At 63.7% G+C, this 20,053-nt stretch carries 14 protein-coding genes, 1 pseudogene and 1 riboswitch; of the genes and pseudogenes, 6 read left to right on the top strand and 9 right to left on the bottom strand.

The genetic code is table 11. The features are described 5' to 3' along the window. From CO676_RS09180 to CO676_RS09170, 3 genes are all read right to left on the bottom strand, one after another. Entirely contained in the window at positions 1 to 1,296 is a 1,296-nt protein-coding gene (locus tag CO676_RS09180; protein ID WP_097520514.1) for a cobyrinate a,c-diamide synthase, read from the bottom strand. Continuing rightward, entirely contained in the window at positions 1,293 to 2,135 is an 843-nt protein-coding gene (cobA, locus tag CO676_RS09175; protein WP_097520512.1) for a uroporphyrinogen-III C-methyltransferase, read from the bottom strand. The genes CO676_RS09180 and cobA overlap by 4 nt, the downstream gene beginning before the upstream one ends. A 112-nt stretch (positions 2,136 to 2,247) precedes the next feature. Beyond that, a complete protein-coding gene (locus CO676_RS09170; RefSeq protein WP_014764896.1) occupies positions 2,248 to 2,706 on the bottom strand; it encodes a cobalamin biosynthesis protein in 459 nt (152 codons plus the stop codon). Positions 2,707 to 3,193: 487 nt separating this feature from the next. Between CO676_RS09170 and CO676_RS09165 the strand changes: the two genes are divergently transcribed. Both CO676_RS09165 and CO676_RS09160 read left to right on the top strand, forming a co-directional pair. Then, positions 3,194 to 3,979, top strand: a complete 786-nt coding sequence (locus tag CO676_RS09165) for a TSUP family transporter (protein WP_097520510.1) — start codon at positions 3,194 to 3,196, stop codon at positions 3,977 to 3,979. A 197-nt stretch (positions 3,980 to 4,176) separates the two neighbouring features. After that, positions 4,177 to 4,833, top strand: a complete 657-nt coding sequence (locus CO676_RS09160; RefSeq protein WP_245424288.1) for a methyltransferase — start codon at positions 4,177 to 4,179, stop codon at positions 4,831 to 4,833. On the opposite strand, the gene cobO is transcribed toward CO676_RS09160, so the two are convergent. The 4 genes from cobO to cobU all read right to left on the bottom strand — a co-directional run bounded on the left by cobO (position 4,805) and on the right by cobU (position 11,300). Then, a complete protein-coding gene (gene cobO / locus CO676_RS09155; protein WP_014764900.1) occupies positions 4,805 to 5,449 on the bottom strand; it encodes a cob(I)yrinic acid a,c-diamide adenosyltransferase in 645 nt (214 codons plus the stop codon). The two genes, CO676_RS09160 and cobO, sit on opposite strands and share 29 nt — an antisense overlap. A 10-nt stretch (positions 5,450 to 5,459) precedes the next feature. Beyond that, positions 5,460 to 9,476, bottom strand: coding sequence for a cobaltochelatase subunit CobN (cobN, locus tag CO676_RS09150; RefSeq protein ID WP_097520508.1), 4,017 nt, complete (start codon positions 9,474 to 9,476; stop codon positions 5,460 to 5,462). 228 nt (positions 9,477 to 9,704) lie between these two features. Further along, positions 9,705 to 10,769 carry a cobalamin biosynthesis protein CobW gene (gene cobW, locus CO676_RS09145; RefSeq protein ID WP_014764902.1) on the bottom strand — a complete coding sequence of 355 codons (1,065 nt, stop codon included), beginning with the start codon at positions 10,767 to 10,769 and terminating at the stop codon, positions 9,705 to 9,707. A gap of 3 nt (positions 10,770 to 10,772) precedes the next feature. Next, a complete protein-coding gene (gene cobU, locus CO676_RS09140) occupies positions 10,773 to 11,300 on the bottom strand; it encodes a bifunctional adenosylcobinamide kinase/adenosylcobinamide-phosphate guanylyltransferase (RefSeq protein ID WP_014764903.1) in 528 nt (175 codons plus the stop codon). A gap of 134 nt (positions 11,301 to 11,434) precedes the next feature. Next, positions 11,435 to 11,830, bottom strand: a riboswitch (cobalamin riboswitch). A gap of 239 nt (positions 11,831 to 12,069) precedes the next feature. Between cobU and CO676_RS09135 the strand changes: the two genes are divergently transcribed. After that, positions 12,070 to 13,086 carry a FecR domain-containing protein gene (locus CO676_RS09135; protein ID WP_097520506.1) on the top strand — a complete coding sequence of 339 codons (1,017 nt, stop codon included), beginning with the start codon at positions 12,070 to 12,072 and terminating at the stop codon, positions 13,084 to 13,086. A gap of 58 nt (positions 13,087 to 13,144) precedes the next feature. On the opposite strand, the gene CO676_RS09130 is transcribed toward CO676_RS09135, so the two are convergent. After that, on the bottom strand, positions 13,145 to 15,310 hold the full coding sequence (locus tag CO676_RS09130) for an adenylate/guanylate cyclase domain-containing protein (RefSeq protein WP_097520504.1): 2,166 nt from the start codon (positions 15,308 to 15,310) through the stop codon (positions 13,145 to 13,147). A gap of 150 nt (positions 15,311 to 15,460) precedes the next feature. Beyond that, positions 15,461 to 16,915: a cobyric acid synthase gene (locus CO676_RS09125; RefSeq protein WP_097520502.1), complete on the bottom strand. Its 1,455-nt coding sequence runs from the start codon at positions 16,913 to 16,915 to the stop codon at positions 15,461 to 15,463. Positions 16,916 to 17,723: 808 nt separating this feature from the next. Between CO676_RS09125 and CO676_RS09115 the strand changes: the two genes are divergently transcribed. From CO676_RS09115 to CO676_RS09110, 3 genes and pseudogenes are all read left to right on the top strand, one after another. Then, positions 17,724 to 18,722 carry a glycine betaine ABC transporter substrate-binding protein gene (locus tag CO676_RS09115; protein ID WP_097520500.1) on the top strand — a complete coding sequence of 333 codons (999 nt, stop codon included), beginning with the start codon at positions 17,724 to 17,726 and terminating at the stop codon, positions 18,720 to 18,722. Between the two features lie 193 nt (positions 18,723 to 18,915). After that, positions 18,916 to 19,014 (top strand): annotated as a pseudogene (locus CO676_RS35980) (proline/glycine betaine ABC transporter permease); the annotation flags it as partial. Continuing rightward, positions 19,007 to 20,053: a glycine betaine/L-proline ABC transporter ATP-binding protein gene (locus CO676_RS09110; RefSeq protein ID WP_014764910.1), complete on the top strand. Its 1,047-nt coding sequence runs from the start codon at positions 19,007 to 19,009 to the stop codon at positions 20,051 to 20,053. The pseudogene CO676_RS35980 and the gene CO676_RS09110, both read left to right, overlap by 8 nt.

Below are 20,053 nucleotides of genomic sequence, written 5' to 3'. Positions count from 1 at the left end.
TCACTCCGCAAGATCGATGAGATGCATGAAGGAGCCGGCAACAGTCCCGCGGCGAAGGCCGGTGCGGCCGAGATCGACGCCTGCAGCATCCACCACGGCGAAGAGCGGCTCGGCCGCCCCTTCGGAAAGGATGGTCGAATAGTGAAATTCGTGCGCCGTCATCGGTCCCTCGAAAAACCCATTGTCGATCGGCGCGACGCGCCGGTAGCCGAGATGCCGCCTGCGCTCCGCGAAACTGGTGACGAGCGGCAACAGCCCAAGCATCTCGTAACGTCCGCCGCCCGCCGCGACAAGCCCTTCGCCCAGCGCCATGTAGCCGCCGCACTCCCCGTAGATGCGGACGCCTCGCCCGGCCGCAGCCTGCATTGCCATGCGGAAGTGCGAAGCACCGGCGAGCATCTCGGCGTGCAATTCCGGATAGCCGCCCGGCAGATATACCGCGTCGGCGCCGACATCGGGCGCTTCGTCATTCAGCGGTGAAAAGAACGAGATTTCCGCTCCCTGCCTGCGCCAGCCGGAGAGCAGATGCTCGTAACTGAAAGCGAAGGCGACGTCGCGAGCGACGGCGATCCGCTGGCCGAGCGGACTCAGTGCTTTCGCTTCCGGCGGCGTATCCGCCCGCAAGGGAAACGCTACGGCGAGGATGGCATCAACATCGCAGCCCGACGCGACGCGCATCGCCGCATGGTCGATGAAGGCTTCGAGCGCCCCGTGCTCGCCGGCCTGTACGAGACCCAGATGCCGTTCTGGCAGCGTCAACGCGCCATCCTGGCGCAGCACGCCGAAAATCGGGACGGCTGCGCGGTCGAGCGCGTCGCGCAGCATCGCCTCATGGCGGTCGCTGCCCACCCGGTTCAGGATGACGCCGGCGACGCGCACATCATCGCGGTGATCCATATAGCCGCGCACCAGCGCCGCGACCGAATGGGAGAGACGGGCGCAATCGACAACCAGGATCACCGCCAGCCCGAGCGTTGCGGCCAGATCTGCCGGCGATCCCGTGCCGTCGGCGGCGCCGTCATAAAGCCCCATCATCGCCTCGATGATGAGCGTGGAGCCGTCCTTCGTCGCGGCCGCAGCGTTGGCGAGGCGCAGTTCCGGCCGCATCGCCCAGGGATCATAGTTGAGACAGGGCTTGCCGCTTGCGGCGGTGTGGAAGGCCGGATCGATGTAGTCCGGGCCCGCTTTGCCTGGTGCGATGGAAAAGCCGCGCCGCGTCAGCGCCCGCAGCAGGCCGAGCGTCACCGTTGTCTTGCCCGAGCCGGAGCTCGGGGCAGCAATCATCAGACCGCTCATGCCGGGTTCCGGCGTATGCGGTTCGAGAATGGGTCCGCGGTAAGCGCGCGGCCACTGAGCGCGCCCACCCAGTCGAGCGACGGACGCAGCCGAACGACTTCCCCGACGACGACGATTGCCGGCGGCTCCAATCCCGAAGCCGCAACATCGGTTTCGGCACGGGAAAGCGTGGTCTCAAGCACCACCTGCTCAGGCGTCGCCGCATTGCAGACGAAGGCGACCGCCTCGTCGGGCGAACGGCCGGCGGCGATGAGGTTCGCCGAAATCTGACCGATATGCTTCATCGCCATGTACATGACGATGACCGGCGACCCCTTGGCGATGCCTTCCCAATTGATCCGGTCCGGCACCACGCCGGAGGAATCGTGGCCGGTGAGGAAGGTGACTGCGTGATTGACTTCACGATGGGTCACCGGAATGCCGGCATAGGCAAGCCCGCCAATGCCCGCGGTGATGCCGGGCACGATGCGGAACGGAATACCGTGCTCGACAAGCGTCAAAGCTTCCTCGCCGCCGCGGCCGAAGACAAACGGGTCACCGCCCTTGAGGCGCAGGACTCTGAGCCCGGCGCGGGCCAGTTCGACGAGGCGGAGCGAGATGTCGCGTTGCTTCGGCGACGGCTTGCCGCCGCGTTTGCCGGCAAATTCGAGTGCGGCGCTCGGCTTGGCAAGCTTCAGGCAATCGGCATTCACCAGCGCATCATGAACGATCACATCCGCCTGGCGGAGCGCATTGGCGGCATGAAGCGTCAAAAGCCCCGGGTCACCGGGTCCGGCACCGACGAGCCAGACCGAACCGGGATCGAGTTCGGCAAGGCCGGCAAAAAACGCATCCGTCACGGCTTGTTACTCCGGGCCTGGCGAAACATCTGAACTAGTTCTCTTTGGAAGGAAATTACGGCAGAGCATTGAATCTGCGCATCAAACACGGAATGGTTGGCAGTACGAACCATCAGACGGTCTCCGAGGCGCCTGTTGCGGCACTGTGAGGTCCGGCGTAGTGGCGCGGCCCCGCGATCGCTGCCGTCGCGCGGGCCGAGCGGATCTTCGGAACGAGCAGGACTGCATCGCACCCTGCCCCCGCCAGCGCCGCTCCCTCGGCGACGCCATGGCAGCCTGTATGGGCAAAGACGATCTCGGAAGGATTCTGCAGTCGGGCCGCCTCCGCCTCGAGCGTCGCCGCCTCGAAGAAGCGGACGGGCACCGAAAACCGCCGGCCCGCCGCATGAATGGCGGGCTCCTCGGAGCGCGCGTCAAGCGAAGCGACGAACGCGACATCTCCTTCGGCCGCGCCCGCGTCAGCGAGCGCCTGCTCGGCAAGCGCGATCACTTCCTCCGGTTTGGCGTTTCGCTCGCAGCCGAGGCCGAGAACAAGTTTGGCGGTCGGGTCTGGTCTCTTGACCGAAGGCATCTGCGGCGCGGCTCCCCGGCAGCGCCCCGCATCCATCCGGACGCACAAAGCCGCTGCGACTCATTGAACATCTGCGCGGCTTACTCCAATACCCACTGGTGTTGGAACCGCGCAGCGGTCGGCGTTCCAAACGAAGCGCCGGCCTGGGCAGACAGCCGCACCGGTCAGGACAGCACCGGATCGGGCCCCCTGAATGGGTCGACCGCACCGGACGCTCTTTCGATCCGCTCGCACGGACGCCGTCGTATGATCGTCATTTCTACCGAAGGCCTTCCGGGCGGTCAAACCGGATTGCGGCATCCCGGCGTCGTAAACGGTCCATCGGGCAGCGTCGGCAATGGATGCGCCGCCGTTCTGGCCAACGAAGGCAACGAGCCTGCAGCAGAAGAACAGCATTTTCTGCAGAAATTGCCGCCGACGAGCCTTTGCTTTTCGCGGCCGGCTCTGACACAAGGCGGAAGCAATTCCATTTCGTCTCGAGCCCTCCGTGACCGATCTCGCCCTTCATCTCCTGCTCTTTCTGTTCGCGGCCGCCTTCATCGCCGGCTTCATCGATTCGATTGCCGGCGGTGGCGGGATGGTCACCATTCCGGCCATGCTGATCGCCGGCATTCCGCCGCTCGAAACGCTTGGGACCAACAAGCTGCAATCGCTCTTCGGCTCCGGTTCCGCTAGCATCGCCTATGCGCGACACGGCCATGTCAATCTGAAGGAACAGTTGCCGATGGCGCTGATGTCGGCCGCGGGGTCCGTGTTCGGCGCATTGATCGCGACGGTCGTTCCAGCCGATGCGCTCAAGGCAGTGCTACCCTTTCTGCTGATCGCGATCGCCGTCTATTTCGGCTGCAAACCGAATGTCGGCGATATCGAAAAGCACCGCCGCATGTCGGCATTTCTCTTCACCCTCACCTTCGTGCCGCTAATCGGTCTCTACGACGGGGTTTTCGGACCAGGTACGGGCTCGTTCTTCATGCTCGGCTTCGTCTCGCTTGCCGGCTACGGCATCCTCAAGGCGACGGCCCACACGAAGTTCCTGAATTTCGGCTCCAATCTGGGCGCCTTCATCGTCTTCGTTCTCTACGGCGTCGTTCTCTGGAAGGTGGGGCTGATGATGGGCGCGGGCCAGTTTCTCGGCGCGCAAGTGGGCTCCCGCTATGCGATGGCGAAGGGGGCGAAGATCATCAAGCCGCTGCTTGTCATCGTCTCGATTGCGCTCGCGATCCGCCTGCTGGCGGACCCGGCGCATCCGTTGAGGATCTGGCTGGGCATCTAAATTTCCAGCTCGCGCACCGATGAAAACTGCGCTTCCGTCGCCTTGGCGCGTTCCCCAACGTGTTAACCAAGACGCGAAAGGCTCGGATGAACCTCTAGTCGCTAGAGAGTGTGACGTCGTCTGCGTTATCCCGAAGCGCGACAGCCTGAAGGCAAGATCGCCGCAAAACCAATGCCGTTCGCCCCCGAGGAGCCCCGATGTTCACGACGATCCCTGCGATCCTCATGCTTGTTCTCGGCCTCTTTACGCTGGCGCTGGCGATCCATCGCCGCCTTCAGACGGGGCGATCCCCTGTTGTCCTGACCTATGGCGACGATGCCGAAGGTTTCGCCGGCCGGCTTTTTCGCGTCATCGTCGCGGCGCTTATCCTACATCTGCTCGCCGTGGCGATCGTTCCCGCAAGCGTCGATGCCCTCCTTGGGCGGATCCCGGCTCTCGATCAGTCGCCACTCGCCTGGCTCGGGCTGGCGTTGATGGCTCTGGGCGTGCTGACGATGCTGTCGCAATGGTCGATGCGCGGTTCCCGGAAGATCGGGATACCCGAGGCGCAGGATGCCCCGCTCGTCACCGATGGCCTATATGCTTTCTCCCGCAATCCCATTTATGTCGGCATGGTGACGGCGCTGGTCGGCACCGTGCTTGCCGTCCCGAACGTCCTCTCGTTGGCACTTGCCCTTTCCGCCTGGATCTCGATTTCCTACAGATCCGCATGGAGGAAGCACATCTCTCCGACGCCTTCGGTGAAGCCTATCTGCACTATCGCCGGCGCGTTAGACGCTGGCTTTGACGGTCATGACAGCAAAGGCCATCGCGAGCTCTCGCCCATCAGAACTCGATGCCCTTCTGCGCCTTGATGCCGGAGCGGAACGGATGCTTGACGAGTTCCATCTCGGTCACAAGATCGGCGATCTCGATCAGACCTTCCTTGGCGTTGCGGCCGGTCAGCACCACATGCGTCATGTGTGGCTTCTCCTCCTGGAGGAAACGTACGACCTCGGCGATGTCGATGTAGTCGTAGCGGAGCGCGATGTTGATCTCGTCCAGCAGCACCATGGAATTGCGCTCGTCGCGGATCAGTTCCTTCGCCTTCTCCCAGGCTTTCTCCGCCATCGCCACGTCGCGGGCGCGGTCCTGCGTCTCCCAGGTAAAACCTTCGCCAAGCGTGTAGAACTGGCAGAGATCGCCGAAATGCTTGTCGATCAGATCGCGCTCGCCGGTCTGCATGGCACCCTTGATGAACTGCACGACGGCGCAGGGCATGCCGTGGGCGATGTGGCGGAAGATCATTCCGAACCCGGCCGTCGACTTGCCCTTGCCCTTGCCCGTGTGGACAATGACCAAGCCCTTCTCGTCGGTCTTCGTTGCCATGATCTTGTCGCGCGCCGTCTTCTTCTTCGCCATCTTCATGGCGTGACGGGCTTCGTCCTTCTCGGCGACCGGCTCGCCGGTATTTGCGGTTTCGTCGCTCATAATGTCCTCCCTATTCGTTTCCGGCGCGCGGACGGTCAGTCGCCGCGCCGCCGGACAGGCTGTTCAGTTCAAATCGCGCCGAGTTGGAACGCGGGGTCCACAGACCGCGATTGACCGCCTCCAGGAGCCGCTCGGCGATCTCAGCAAGTGCGGCCGGGTTCTTGTCGCGCAGGAAGCCGAGAACCTTCTCGTCGGCGATGAAGGCGCGGTAGGCCGCCTCGAAATGATGGTCGCGCACGGCGCCCGTTGTCGCGGCGAAGGCGAACATGTAATCGACCGTCGCCGCAATCTCGAAGGCGCCCTTGTAGCCGTGGCGCATGACCCCATCGATCCACTTCGGATTGACGACGCGGGCCCGCACCACGCGGCCGATCTCCTCATCGAGCGAGCGGATCACCGGCTTTTCCGGGCGGGAGTGATCATTGTGGTAGATCGCCGGGCGCTTCCCCTTGAGATGCTCCGTGGCGGCGCTCATCCCCCCTTCGAACTGGTAGTAGTCGTCGCTGTCGAGTAGGTCGTGCTCGCGGTTGTCCTGATTCTGGACGACGGCCTCGATCGTCCGCAGGCGCTCCTCGAAAAGCCCGCGCTCCGCCTTGCCGTCTTCGCCTGCGCCATAGGCGTAGCCGCCCCAGGTGAGATAGGCCTCGGCGAGATCGCTGCGCTTGTCCCAGCCTTTTTCGTCGATCAGCGCCTGAAGACCCGCTCCGTAAGCGCCGGGTTTCGCGCCGAACACGCGATAGGAGGCGCGCCTTGAGGCTTCTTTCGGCTCGATACCCCTTTCCTCGAGCCGCCGGGCTTCGGCCCGCATCCGGGCGGCGATCATGTTGTCGGCGTCGTCTTCGTCGAGCGCGCCAATGGCACGGATCGCCTTGTCAAAGAGTGCGATCTGCTCCGGAAAGGCGTCGCGGAAGAAACCGGAAATCCGCAAGGTAACGTCGACGCGCGGGCGGCCGAGCACGGCAAGCGGCACGATCTCGTAGCCTGTGACACGACGCGACGCCATATCCCAGACCGGCTTGGCGCCGATCAGCGCCAGCGCCTGGGCAATATCGTCACCGCCGGTGCGCATGTTGGACGTTCCCCAGGCCGTCAGCCCGAAGGAGGACGGCCATTCGCCATGGTCCTGCAGATAGCGGCGGATCAGCAACTCGGCCGACTTCTTGCCGAGCTCATAGGCCGCCGGGGTCGGCACGGCGCGACTGTCGACGGAATAGAAGTTGCGACCGGTCGGCAGCACGTCTGGACGGCCACGCGTCGGCGCGCCGGAAGGGCCGGGCGCCACGAAGCGACCGTCGAGACCGGTGAGAAGGCCGTTGATCTCGGCCGCGCCCGAACGCTGGATGGAAGGCCTGAGCCGCCCGTCGATCTCCTCGAGGACGGCCTGGGTGTTGGCCCAATCGTCCGGGCAAGCGATTTCGCCCGACACCAGTTTCGTCGCGAGAAGTTCGATGCGCTCGACTGTGTCGCCGGCAGTGCGCCAGGGGGCGTCCGTGAGATTAGCCAGGAAACCGGGTTTCGGGCCGGTCCAGGGTGTGGAGAGGATGCAATCGAGGGGATCGAAGGGATGTGAGCGAGCAGCAACAACCCCCTCTTCCCTGCCGGGCATCTCCCCCACAAGGGGGGAGTGTGACTCGCTGCTGCCACTCGTTCCCGCAACTCTGTCAGAAACTGCGGCACCATCGGAAGTCGCAGGACGCATCTCAAATTCGACCGCCGTCGAAGAGGGAGCGCTTGCCTCCAGCCTCTCCCCCCTTGTGGGGGAGATACCCGGCAGGGCAGAGGGGGTTTGGCCACCCAACCCCAGATCCGCCGCTATCGCCCGCTGCAGACTCTGGTCGCCGCCCTCGCCCAAACCGCGCGGCACCCGGGCGAGCGCCACGGTGAGATCGGTCAGCAGCCGCCCCTCCGGCGCCATGCCGAAGACATGCAGCCCATCGCGGATCTGCATCTCCTTGAGGTCGCAGAGATAGGCGTCGAGCTTTTCGAGCGCCTTGTCGTCGCTATCGCCCTTATCGATGCCGGCGTCATGGTCGAGGCCGATATCGCGCACGAGATCGAGGATCTGGCGACTGAGCAACCGCAGCCGCCGCGGATCGCCGCCGGCCGCCTCGTAATATTCGTCGACCAGGGCCTCTAGGTCCTTGAGCGGTCCGTAGGACTCGGCCCGTGTCAAGGGCGGCGTCAGATGGTCGATGATCACGGCGCTGGTGCGGCGTTTCGCCTGCGTCCCCTCTCCCGGGTCATTGACGATGAAGGGATAGAGGTGCGGCGTCGGGCCGAAGACGGCCTCCGGATAGCAAGCCTCCGAAAGTGCCAGCGCCTTGCCGGGCAGCCATTCGAGATTGCCGTGCTTGCCCATATGGATGATCGCGTCGGCAGCAAAGACCTGGCGCAGATAGGCATAGAAGGCGAGATAGCCGTGCGGCGGCACGAGATCCGGGGCGTGATAGGTTTCCTTGGGATCGATATTGTAGCCGCGGGCCGGCTGGATGCCGACAAGGACGGCGCCGAAGCGGGCAAGCGGCAGCGCGAAGGCGCCATCGAGAAAGAAGGGGTCGGCCTCCGGCGCACCCCAGCGCTCGCGCACCTCCTGCTGAATCTTTTTCGGAAGAGCGGCGAAGAAGCCCTTGTACTCACGCAGGGAAATCGTCTCGCGGATTTCCCGGTCGCGGCTCGCCGCATTGGTCGGCCCGGCCATCAGAAAGCGGATCAGCGCATCGCCGTCCTCGGGCAGGTCGCCGATTGCATATCCTTCCGCCGCCATTGCCTTCAGCACCTGGATCGTGCCGGCCGGCGTGTCCAAGCCGACGCCATTGCCGAGACGGCCGTCGCGGTTCGGATAATTGGCCATCACGACGGCGATGCGGCGCGCCTTCGGCCGAGTGCGACGCAGCCTCGCCCAGTTGGCAGCGAGCCGTGCGGCGAAGCGAACACGATCGGCAAGCGGCTCGTGGCCGACGATGTTGGCTTCCACGAGCGGGTCGTAGACCGATGCCGCCTTGAAGGAGACGGCGCGCGAAAGGATGCGTCCGTCCACCTCCGGCAGAGCGACATTCATGCCGAGATCGCGCGCCATCAGCCCCTGCGGCGAGGCTTCCCACGCTTCCCGAGAAGAAGCGGAAAAGATCACCTGCAAAACCGGCGCGCCGGTGGATTCCAGCACCGTCGGCTGGCGGTCGGCGCCGGGTGCCGAGACGGCAAAGCCGGTGGCGTTCATCACCACGTCGGGTGCGGCTTCGGCAAATATCGCCTCGAGCGTGCCGATCGAGACCTGATCCTTGAGGCTGGAAATGAAGACGGGAAGCGCGCGCATTCCCTCCTCGGCCAGCGCCTCGATCAATGCCTCGACGGGTTTGGTCTCACCGCTCTGGACGAGGGCGCGGTAGAAGCAGATGGCGACGGTGGGGATGGATTCCTTCGTCTCTTTGGAAGCCTTGCCCCCCTCTGCCAAACGCATCCACTCGCCGACCCCGATCACGCCTTCGCCCGGCCACCAGATGCCGGCCTTGAGCAAGGGGCGCGCTGGCTGCGGCTTCTCGCCTCCATCGATCAGCGCCTCGGCATAGTCGAGGAACAAGCCCGCATTGTCGGCACCGCCCTCGGTGAAATAGGCCCAGAGACGCTGACGGTCTTCCGCCGAAACGGTCGAAAAAGGTTCAAGGCCGGGGTCTGGCTTGTCGTCACCCGGCAGAACGGCGATCTGGAACTTGCCAGCGACGGCCGCGGCATAGAGCGCCTCCAGTATGTAGCGAAAATAGCTGGCGCCGCCGAGCGGCCGGACGACGATCAGCTTCGCACGACGCGCCGTGCGTTCGACATAGGTGTCGACCGACATCGGATGCATGAGCGCCATCAGGCTGGCGATACGCAAGGTCTTCGCACCCGTGCGCCTGCGATGGGCGGCGGCGATCGAGGCGAGTTCCGTATCGGCCGCCGACAGAAACAGGATATCGGCCGGGCTTTGGCCGAGATCGATCGCTTCGTTGCCGTCCGCGATCGTGCCTTTCTGGGCTAGGAGGAGATGCATGGATGCTCCTCGTGGATGGCGTGAGAAGACCCGTCTCCAACACCTCCCCACAAGGGGGTGGGGGTGGGGCTGAACCGTGCCCGACGCGTCGGTTCGCCAAGCATCAGCCGTTTGTGCCATGCCGCCGTGCCTCTTGACCGGCAGCGTTGCGGCGGACGCCAACGAAGCCCCTCCCCCTTGTGGGGAGGGGCTGGGGCGGGGTTATTCCCATACGCGCTCAAAATCGCCTCACACCAGCGCCGAGATTGCCGCGCGCACCGCGGTCTCGTCCATGTCGTGCAGGCCGATGACGACGAGGCGCGTGCCGCGCGTCTCGCCGGGTGCCCAGGCGCGGTCGTAATATTGATCGACGCGGGTGCCGACCGCCTGGATCAGGAGACGCATCGGCTTGCCGGGTACATCGGCGAAGCCTTTGAGCCGCAGCACGTCGTGCTTGGCAATAACCCCCTTGAGACGGTCGACGAAGACAGCTGGATCGGCGATCGCTCCGAGCTCAACAACAAAGCTGTCGAACTCGTCGTGGTCGTGCTCCTCGCCGGCCTCATGCTCCATCTCGTGATGCGATTTGCGGTTGGCGATCTCGCCTTCCGTGCCGACCCCGAGGCCGAGCAGGATCGCGGCCGCCACCTCGCCGTTCCTTGCCTCGATCATCGTCGGCTTGCGACTGATACGCGAGGCAACCTCTTCGCGTACGGACTTCAGGCCGGCGGCATCGATAAGATCGGTCTTGTTGAGAACAATGAGGTCGGCGGCGGTCAGTTGGTCCTCGAAGAGCTCTTCGAGCGGGCTCTCGTGGTCAAGGTTGTCGTCATTGACGCGCAGTGCGTCGACCTTGTCGTGATCGTCGGCAAAACGGCCCGCGGCAACGGCGGCGCTGTCGACGACGGTGACGACGCCATCGACCGTCACTTCGCTGCGGATGTCCGGCCAGTTGAAGGCGGCGACCAGCGGCTGCGGCAGGGCCAGACCAGAGGTCTCGATAACGATATGGTCGGGGCGGTTCTCGCGCTCGAGCAATTTCGTCATTGTCGGTATGAAGTCGTCGGCGACGGTGCAGCAAATGCAGCCGTTGGTGAGTTCGATAATGTCCTCTTCCGAGCAGGCTTCCGCTCCGCAGCCTTTCAGCACGTCGCCGTCGACGCCGAGATCGCCGAACTCATTGATGATCAGGGCGATCCGCTTGCCGTCGGCATTCTGCAGCAGATTGCGAATCATCGTCGTCTTGCCGGCACCGAGGAAGCCGGTGATGACGGTGGCGGGGATCTTGCCCGGTTGGGCCTTCGCGAGTGTCATGAATCAACCCTTCATTTTCAGCGGCAACCCAGCCGCGACGAAATAAACTTCGGCGGATTTCTCCGCGACGATCTGATGGAGGCGGCCGGCATGATCGCGAAAGTCGCGCGCCATGCGGTTCTCCGGAACGATGCCGAGACCGACCTCATTCGAAACGAAGACAAGCCGCGCCCGTGCCGCCGGAAGCAAGGCGGCAAGATCCGCGAATTCGGCTGCCATGTCGCGCCCCTCCATCATCAGGTTTGTCACCCAAAGCGTGAGGCAGTCGACAAGGATGGCGCACCCCGGAGCATCCAGGCGGCGAAGCAGTCCGGAAACATCGATCGGCTCCTCATGCGTCGTCCAGCCCTTGCCCTGCCGCGCGGCCTGGTGGTGAGCGATGCGGTCGCGCATTTCCTCGTCATAGGCGCGGCCGGTCGCGACATAATGCATCGGGAGCCCCGAGGCTTCGACGAGCTTTTCAGCGAAACTGGATTTTCCGGAGCGCGCGCCGCCGAGCACGAGGACTGGGCCGGCGTTCGAGATTGTCATCCGACCCGGCCTCGCGCGATGAAACCTGTGGGGCTAGGACGGCCATAGGAAGCGGCTGCGTGACCAGCACGCGCAGAAGACAATGTGTAAGCCACGACAACCTCCGTGCTGGCGTTGGGGAGAACTCCCCCGGGCGAAATGCCCTGATGGACGGCAGGTCTCCTGGCTCTCGGCGTCACGGGCAAGCACTGCGCAGGTGCGCGCAGCGATGCTGGGCCCGAACGGGTCCGCCTCGCCTTCCCGGCGTTTGCTGGCTCGTGAAGGCGGACGATTCGTAGAAGAAGAGGCGTCCAGCCCAGCTGCTCACGATACCACGCCAGTGGCTTTTCCGGCGCGCCCTCCGATCCCGCGAAAACTGCCCCGTGCAGGTTCATCGGAAGAGGAGCGGCATGCCCAATGGCGAACCCTGACCGTTCTACAGTCGCGGGGTCGGCTGCGATAAGGGCGCCCGGTGTGGGTCCGCCCGTCACATTCCCATTTACTCCCCCGCGCCGCTTCGGTGCGGGGGAACCATCCATCGTCGTTAATTATGAAGCGCAGGCGGCAAAGTCAATCGACCGGCTGCGACGCGAGGCCGGCGAATTGCGGCAGCGCGGCCGCGTCGCCGACCGTATCCGATCCTCATACTCCAAACGGGTAGGCAGACACCCTTCCCCACCGCATGGTAAAACGCGCATCTCGAACCTGACGCGGGATACATGTTTCGCACAGGTTTTTCGATCATGTCCATGGCACTGAGTTTCTCAGTACAGCCTTGGTGGGGGGTGCGATGGCATATCTGCGTCGTGCCGCATTTGTCGCGCTAAGCGTCGCGCTTTACGGCTCTATGCCAAGCAAGGCCGCCGAACCAATCGGCCAGGCGATCCGCATCCAGACCCAGGTGAGCGGGGCGCGCGGACCGCTGGTCGTCAGGGACCCGGTCCATCGGGACGAGCGGATTCGAACATCCAGATCGGGACTCGGCCAGTTCGTGTTCCGAGATGGAAGCAAGCTCGCCGTGGGTGCCGGCTCGTCGGTCGTCATTGACAGGTTCGTCTTCGACGACTCGAAATCGGTGCAGAAGCTAACCGTTGCGGCGGCGAAGGGAACATTTCGCTGGATCAGCGGCAACTCGAAACACGCGGCCTATGAGATCCTGACGCCGGCCGGAACGATAGGCGTTCGAGGCACCGTCTTCGACTTTTACGTCGGCGGCGACGGCACGACCGCGGTGGTCCTCTTGAGCGGCGCTGCCGAATTTTGCGGCCGAGGAGGCTGCCAACAGCTGACACGGCGCTGCGACTGTGTCGTCGCCCGCCCGAATGGCGACATGACACGTACAAGGCGGGTCGATCGGAGCACCCTCAGGACACTCGGCAATCAACAGGCGCTGCCGTTCCTCTCCGGCAAGCAGCAGCTCTCGCCCGGATGGAGCGGCACCGGCTGCGGCCTCTCAGCGGCGATCCAAATCCGTCCTGATCCGCCACCCCCCCGTGCCGCGCCGCCAACCAAAACGGCTCCCCCTATCGAGAAGCCGCCCAAACCAGATAAACCCAGCAAGCCCGACAAGCCCAGCAAACCAGATAAGCCCAGCAAACCAGATAAGCCTAGCAAACCAGACAAACCCAGCAAACCGGACAAGCCCAGCAAACCGGACAAGCCCAGCAAACCGGACAAGCCCAGCAAACCGGACAAGCACGGCAAGCCGGACGGACATAAGGATAGACTGAGCAAGCCCGACAGGCCCCACAAGCCAGACGGGCCACGTGACCATGATCACTCGCGTTACGATCGGACGCCAGGATGATGGTGATTGCAATTGAGATCTTGAGAGAAGCAGCGCGGTCCCCGGCGGCGAAGCCGCCCTACTCGGCAACCGCGTCCTTCGCCGTCGGCTCATTGACGAAGTGATCGCCGCGCCGCGAAATCCGGCGGTAGAAGTCCGACAAACCTGGCGCCAGCGCGGACGCCTTGAGCTTTGCGGCTCCCAGAGTGCGACGGCTCTCGGTGGAGCGCGTGCGCAAAGCCTCAATCAGCCGCCGGTGGATATCCTGCAACTCGGTGAATTCGCCAGAGGCGGCAAGTCGCTCGTCACCCACGGTTGCAAAGAGCCTCGTTCGCATGCTCTTGCCCTTGAGCCCCAACGCTCCGGCCTCTAGCAAGGCACAACCACCAGCCAATTTTGCCGTCGTCTCGGAGACAAGGATATCGAAACCGACCTCCTTGCAAGCGGATTCGATGCGCGCCGCCACATTGACGGGGTCGCCAACGGCCGAATAGTTGAAATGCGTCTCGGCTCCCATGTTGCCAACGCAGGCAAGCCCCGTGTGGATGCCAATGCCGATCGCGACCTTTTGTCCCGCTCCAAAACCGAAAGCGTCCTTGTCATTGAGGCGAGCAAGCGTTTCTCGCATGGCCAAGGCGGCACGAACGGCCTTGCGTGGATGGTCGGCGACGTCGACGGGCGCATTCCAGAAGGCCATGATCGAATCGCCGATGAATTTATCGAGTGTGCCCTCGTTTTCGATGACATGCCGGCTCAACGCATCGAGCAGCGTATTCAAGAAACCGACGACCTCCGTCGGCGCCAATCGTTCGCTGATCTCGGTGAAATTGCGGACATCGACGAACATGATAGTCAATTCGCGATCGTCTCCGCCGAGGCGCAAGGCGTTCTGCGTGTGCTCGATGCGATAGAGCAGCGAGGGCGACAAATATTGACCGAAGGCGCGCCGCACGACGCGGCGCTCCCTATCGGTCACGAGGAAGCGGTAGGCCGTTGCCGCGAAGTGCGTGATCGACGCGGCAAGGATGGGGGCAAGCGGGTCGAGGAGCAGTCCCAGATGGAGAAAGGCGACCCAGGAGGCCGCGAGAGCCAGTCCGGTGATCAATAGCCCGCAGGCGAGCGCCACGCCCGGGCTGACGAAGGTCGTCAGCACCACGAGCAGACTGCCAGCAACCGCGATCGAAAGGATCTCAAGTCCGTTGGCCCAGTCCGGACGCGAGAGGAAGCGACCGGACAGGATCTGCTCGACGGCCTGGGCATGGAGCGAGACGCCGGGGACGTTGTGCCCGAGAGCCGTGGTCCGGATGTCCAGCAAACCGGCAGCCGACGTGCCGACGAAGACGATGCTGCCTTCGACCGCGGCGCTAACCTCCTGGGGAGCGGCGGCTGAGAGCACCTGGCCGGCCGACACATATCTCTCGGCCCGATCCTCGCTGACATAGAGCCAGAGTTCGCCGGTCGCCGTGACCGGAACGGCAAAATCGCCGATCTTGATCCGGGTTATGGTATCGGGCACATCCGTTGCGCCCGCCAGGAGATAGGTGGAGGCGCCCTGTGCGACACGCAGCGCCTCGAGTGCCAGATTCGGATAGAGTTGCTCGCCGTCGCTGAGAAGAAGAGGGATCGCTCGTACGACCGCCGTCGGGCTGCCCGGATTGAGGCTGATATGCCCGATGCCGGTCGCATTGGCCTCGAGCTGCGGCCGGAGCGGCGTTGCGGCCGTGAGACGCGGCGGTGCATCGAACGGGCTTTCGCCCGTGAAGGCGAAACCTGCCTTGACCGGCGGTCGATAATTTCCCTCGGTCGACAGGCCGAAACCCAGCACGACCGGCTTATCGGCAATCGCGCCGGCAAAGATCTCGTCATTGTCCGGCAGTCGTTCCAGCATAGCGGGATCGATCCCCATGACGTCACGCACAACGGTGCGCGGCGACAGTCGATCGGGCTCGGCGAAGAGGATGTCAAAGGCAATGACGGCGGCACCCATCTCCGAGAGCCTGTTCACCAGGGCGGCCAAGCGGTCCCTTGGCCAAGGCCACTGGCCGAATTCCCTGAGCGACGCCTCATCGATATCGACGACCCGCACGGGGAGGTTTTCGAAGGGCCGCGGCGCCAGGCGCTGGTACTCGTCGAAGGTGATCTCGCGGGCGAATCTCAGCAATTGCGGATCGTTTGCACGCAGCACCGTCAGCGCCGCGACAATTGCCAATCCGATAAGGACGCCGACCAACTGGGCGCGTGTCATAATCGCCGACCTTTGTGCCGGACGGCGGCACGACCGGCTTCTCTCAAGAAAAACAGGTCTGCCGCCTCGCCGGCCATGCTGCATCCTTCGCAGCGGCCTTGCAATATCGACCAACGGGGGAGTCTCACGGGATGGCAGCGCTACAACTTGCTACCCAAGCAAGCGGTCGAGCCAGGCGCGGTCGAGCACGCCCTCCAGTTCGGCGGCAATCTCGTCCAGCGCGCTGTCGACCGACTGACGATAACTCGCTTTGCCGGCTTCAATCCCCAGGCTCCTCAGCAGTGCGGCGCGGTAGGCATCGCTGCCGAAGAGACCGTGGAGGTAGGTTCCCATCACCCGGCCATCGGGCGACATCGCCCCATCGGGGCGGCCGTCGATCGTCACGGGCGCGCGTTCGCAATCCGGCCCGATGGTCTCGCCGAGATGGATCTCGTAGCCCTCGAGTGCCACGCCATGCTCCAGCGACCAGGCGCGGCTGTTGCGAACGGTCTTTTCCGGTGCCATCTCCGTTTCCGCCGAAAGCAGCCCTAGCCCGGCAATCTCGCGCTCGCTTCCTTCGATGCCGAGCGGATCGGTAACCCGGACGCCCAGCATCTGATAGCCACCACAGATGCCGATCACCCGGCCGCCGCGCCGGACGTGGCGCTCGAGATCGCGGTCCCAGCCCTGCGCGCGAAAGTCTCTGAGGTCCGAGATTGTCGATTTCGAACCGGGGATGACCACAAGCCCCGCGTCCTCCGGCAGCGGCATGCCCGGCCGAACGAAGACGAGCTCGACTTCCGGTTCTGCCGCAAGCGGATCGAGATCGTCGAAATTGGCAATGCGCGACAGGACGGGCACGGCGACCTTCAAGGCCTTGCCGCCGCCGCGCGCCAGCTTCTCGAGAACGACGGAATCCTCGGCCGGCAGCCGCCCGGCGCTTTTCAGCCAGGGCACTACACCGAAGCAAGGCCAGCCGGTGAAGCGGCCGACGGCCGCGATACCATCGTCGAAAAGCGTGACGTCGCCGCGAAACTTGTTGATGAGATAGCCGGTGACCATCCGCCGGTCGTCCTCCGGCAGGATCGCGTGGGTGCCGACAAGCGAAGCGATGACGCCGCCGCGATCGATGTCGCCGACGAGAACGACCGGGACATTGGCGCGCGTGGCGAATCCCATATTGGCGATATCGCCGGCTCTGAGGTTGATTTCGGCCGGCGAACCAGCACCCTCGACGACGACGAGATCCGCGCCGGCCGAGATATGCTCGAAACTCTCCATCACCGTGCCGAGCAGCTTCGGCTTCAGCGCCTGATATTCCCTGCCCTTGGCCTGCCCCGCGACCTTGCCCTGCAGGATGATTTGGCTGCCGACATCGGATTGCGGCTTCAGAAGCACCGGATTCATGTGCACCGACGAGGGCACGCGCGCGGCGAGCGACTGCAGCCACTGCGCCCGGCCGATTTCACCACCGTCATCGGAGACGGCCGCGTTGTTCGACATGTTCTGCGGCTTGAAGGGCATCACCCTCAGGCCGCGATTGGCGGCGAGCCGGCAGAGGCCCGCCACCAATACCGATTTTCCGACATCCGAGCCGGTCCCCTGGAGCATGATCGCGCGTGTCATGCGATCTCCGTAGCATCGAAAGCTTCTGTCGCAAAGCCCTGTCTCGACGTCATTTCACCGCATTTGCGCAGGCTCCGATCACGGCGTGTGTCACCCGCTCATCAAGCTTGCGACGAACCTTGGAGCGCTGGCCAAAATGCGACATGCGACGCCGAGTTTGGCATCGAGAAATATCCGCCGCACGCCTATATCGCCGCCATCGCAACAACCGGAAATGAGCCCGGACTCCCAAGGCAGGAAAAATCCATGCTATTCATCTTCAGCAAACCCAACTTCGTTCAGATCGCCTGGAATTCACAGGCGCCGCGCAGTCAGTCCCGCGTCCGCAATATGCCGGTCGATTCCCCGTTAGGCCCCCTCGGCTTTATCCGCACCTCAAACGTCGGATAATCGGCTTTTCGTGCTCTGACTTTTGGCGGCATTCTCGGTCCGTGCAATTGGACCGCGTCCTGATCGCGTCCACCGTCCGGACGGGCCTCCCGCCCCGCAGGATACCGAGGTTGCCAAGGAGGCAGGTCCGGTACGCAACACCTGAACCGGACCTGCGGCAGTCGCCCGCCGCAGGCAAACAATTAGCCTGACATCCTTACCGGATGGTTAGTGAGAGCTTAACCAAACATGAATTCGCATCTTTTTCGAATTCATCGCGCGATCCTTGGTCGAAAGAGCAACCGGCGCGGCCGCGTCTTTCCCAACAGGAGTGCCTCGAACGGCAGCTCATTCCAAAACATTTGAAGAGGTTGATTTCTCTTCGAAAACACCTAGGCTGATTGGTCGTGGGCCGCGTAAAGGCGGGAGGCCTGGGAACATGACGAAACTCCTTGCAATGACGTGCGCGGCTGTTGGCATCTGGGTCCTGGCCGAACCGACGCGGGCCGCCGAGTGCGGCGAGATCAGCATTGCCGAAATGAATTGGGCTTCGGCAGGTATCGCCGCCCATGTCGACAGACTTATTCTCGAGAACGGCTATGGCTGCACCGTGTCTCTGGTCGCCGGTGACACGATGCGGACCTTCGCCTCGATGCACGAGAAGGCGGAGCCCGACATGGCACCGGAGCTCTGGATTCATTCCGTGCGCACGCAACTCGAAGCGGCCGTCAAGGAAGGCCGCCTTATTCAGGCTGCGCCGATTCTCAGTGAAGGCGGCGTCGAAGGCTGGTGGATTCCAAGATTCCTCGCCAATGCCCATCCGGAGATCAAGACCGTCCAGGATGCCCTGAAGCATCCGGATCTGTTCCCCGCGCCTGACGATCCCGCCAAGGGAGCGATCCACAGTTGCCCCTCCGGCTGGAACTGTCGGATCTCGACGGCCAATCTTTACAAGGCACTCGGGGCGGAGAAAGCGGGCTTCAAGCTTGTCGACCCCGCTTCGGCGGCCGAGCTTGACGGCTCCATTGCCGAAGCTTTCGAGAAGAAGACGGGTTGGCTCGGCTACTATTGGGCGCCGACGGCGATCCTCGGCAAATATGAAATGATCCGGCTCTCCTTCGGCGTCGATCACGACAGGGCGGAATGGGACTCCTGCTCGGCCGTGCCGAACTGCCCAAGTCCAAAGGTCAACTCCTATCCGGTCTCGGACGTGTTTACCGTGGTGACCAAATCCTTTTCCGAAAAGGCAGGCGTCGCCATGGATTACGTGAATGTCCGGGGATGGGACAATGCGACGGTCAACAAGATCCTCGCCTGGATGGATCAGAACCGTGCGACCAACGAGGACGCCGCACGATATTTTCTCGAGCACTTTCCGGACATATGGGCAAAATGGGTGAGCCCGGACGTCGCAGAAAAGGTGAAGGCGGCGCTTTGAGGCCGGCCGCGCGGTGGATTCTGTTGCGTTCTGTGGTACTCCCTATCGCATGTTTCGCGACGAAGCGGCCGCGCCCCGCGTCGCAAATGGCACAGCAGCGGACTTGTTCCGCTGTCACATTGCTCGAGGGGAACCTGGAAGCGGTTGCGCCCGTGCACGCGCTCAAAGAAGCGCAACGGCGGAACGCAACTCCAGCGGTGTTGCACTGATCGGCAGCGCCATCATTTTCGATCGTGCCAGCCAAGCCTTCGGTAGGTGGCTGCAGAAGCATTCGGAGGTAGTTTATGGCTAGTCGCGCAATCGAGGTGAAAAACCTCTACAAGATCTTCGGCCCGCGCGGGCACGAGTATATAATTCCCGTCAAGAACGGCATGGGCAAGGCCGAGCTAAACGAAAAACACGGCCATGTCCTCGGCCTGCAGGACATTAACATCTCGATGCCCGGTGGCTGCATAACAGTGGTCATGGGGCTTTCCGGCTCCGGCAAGTCGACGCTCATCCGTCACATCAACCGGCTGATCGACCCGACCGCCGGCGAAGTGCTCTATGACGGCGTCGACGTCTGCAAGATGAATCAGAACGACCTTCGCCAGTTCCGCCGCAACAAGACGGCGATGGTGTTCCAGAAGTTCGCGCTTCTTCCGCATCGCACCGTGCTTGAAAACACCGTTTACGGCCTGGAGATCCAGGGGGTCGACCAGCGGGAGAGCGAAAAGCGGGCGCTCGGCTGGATCGACCGTGTCGGCCTCAAGGGTTTCGAGAAGCACTATCCAAACCAGCTTTCCGGCGGCATGCAGCAACGCGTCGGTCTCGCCCGGGCGCTGACCAATGACGCCGATATCCTGCTGATGGACGAGGCTTATTCGGCGCTCGATCCGCTGATCCGGATGGACATGCAGACGGTGCTGCTCGACCTGCAGAAGGAGCTGAAGAAGACCGTGGTTTTCATCACCCATGACCTCGACGAGGCGTTGCGCCTCGGCGACAAGATCGCGATCCTGCGCGACGGCCGCGTTGTGCAGCAGGGGTCCGGTCAGGAAATCGTGCTCTCGCCGGCGGACGACTACATCACCGCCTTCGTCAAGGAGGTGAACCGCGGCCGGGTGGTGCATGTCGAGACGATCATGCGGCCGCTGTCCGGAAATCCGGAGGGGCTCGCGATCGCCGCGGGTACGGTCCTCGAGGCGGCCGCCCGGACGATGACGGGTGCGCATATCAACACGGCCCACGTCATCGACGCCAACGGCCGCCCGATCGGCGCCGTCGACCTGCAGTTGATCATTGGCGCAATGGTGACGCCGACCAGCCACAGCGACCGCAAGGCGGCGTAA

It is taken from the genome of Sinorhizobium sp. BJ1, assembly GCF_002531555.1.
GTDB classification, from domain to species: Bacteria; Pseudomonadota; Alphaproteobacteria; order Rhizobiales; family Rhizobiaceae; genus Sinorhizobium; species Sinorhizobium fredii_B.
The sequence above is the reverse complement of the archived record's forward strand: the minus strand, read 5'-3'. Positions and strand labels throughout refer to the sequence as shown.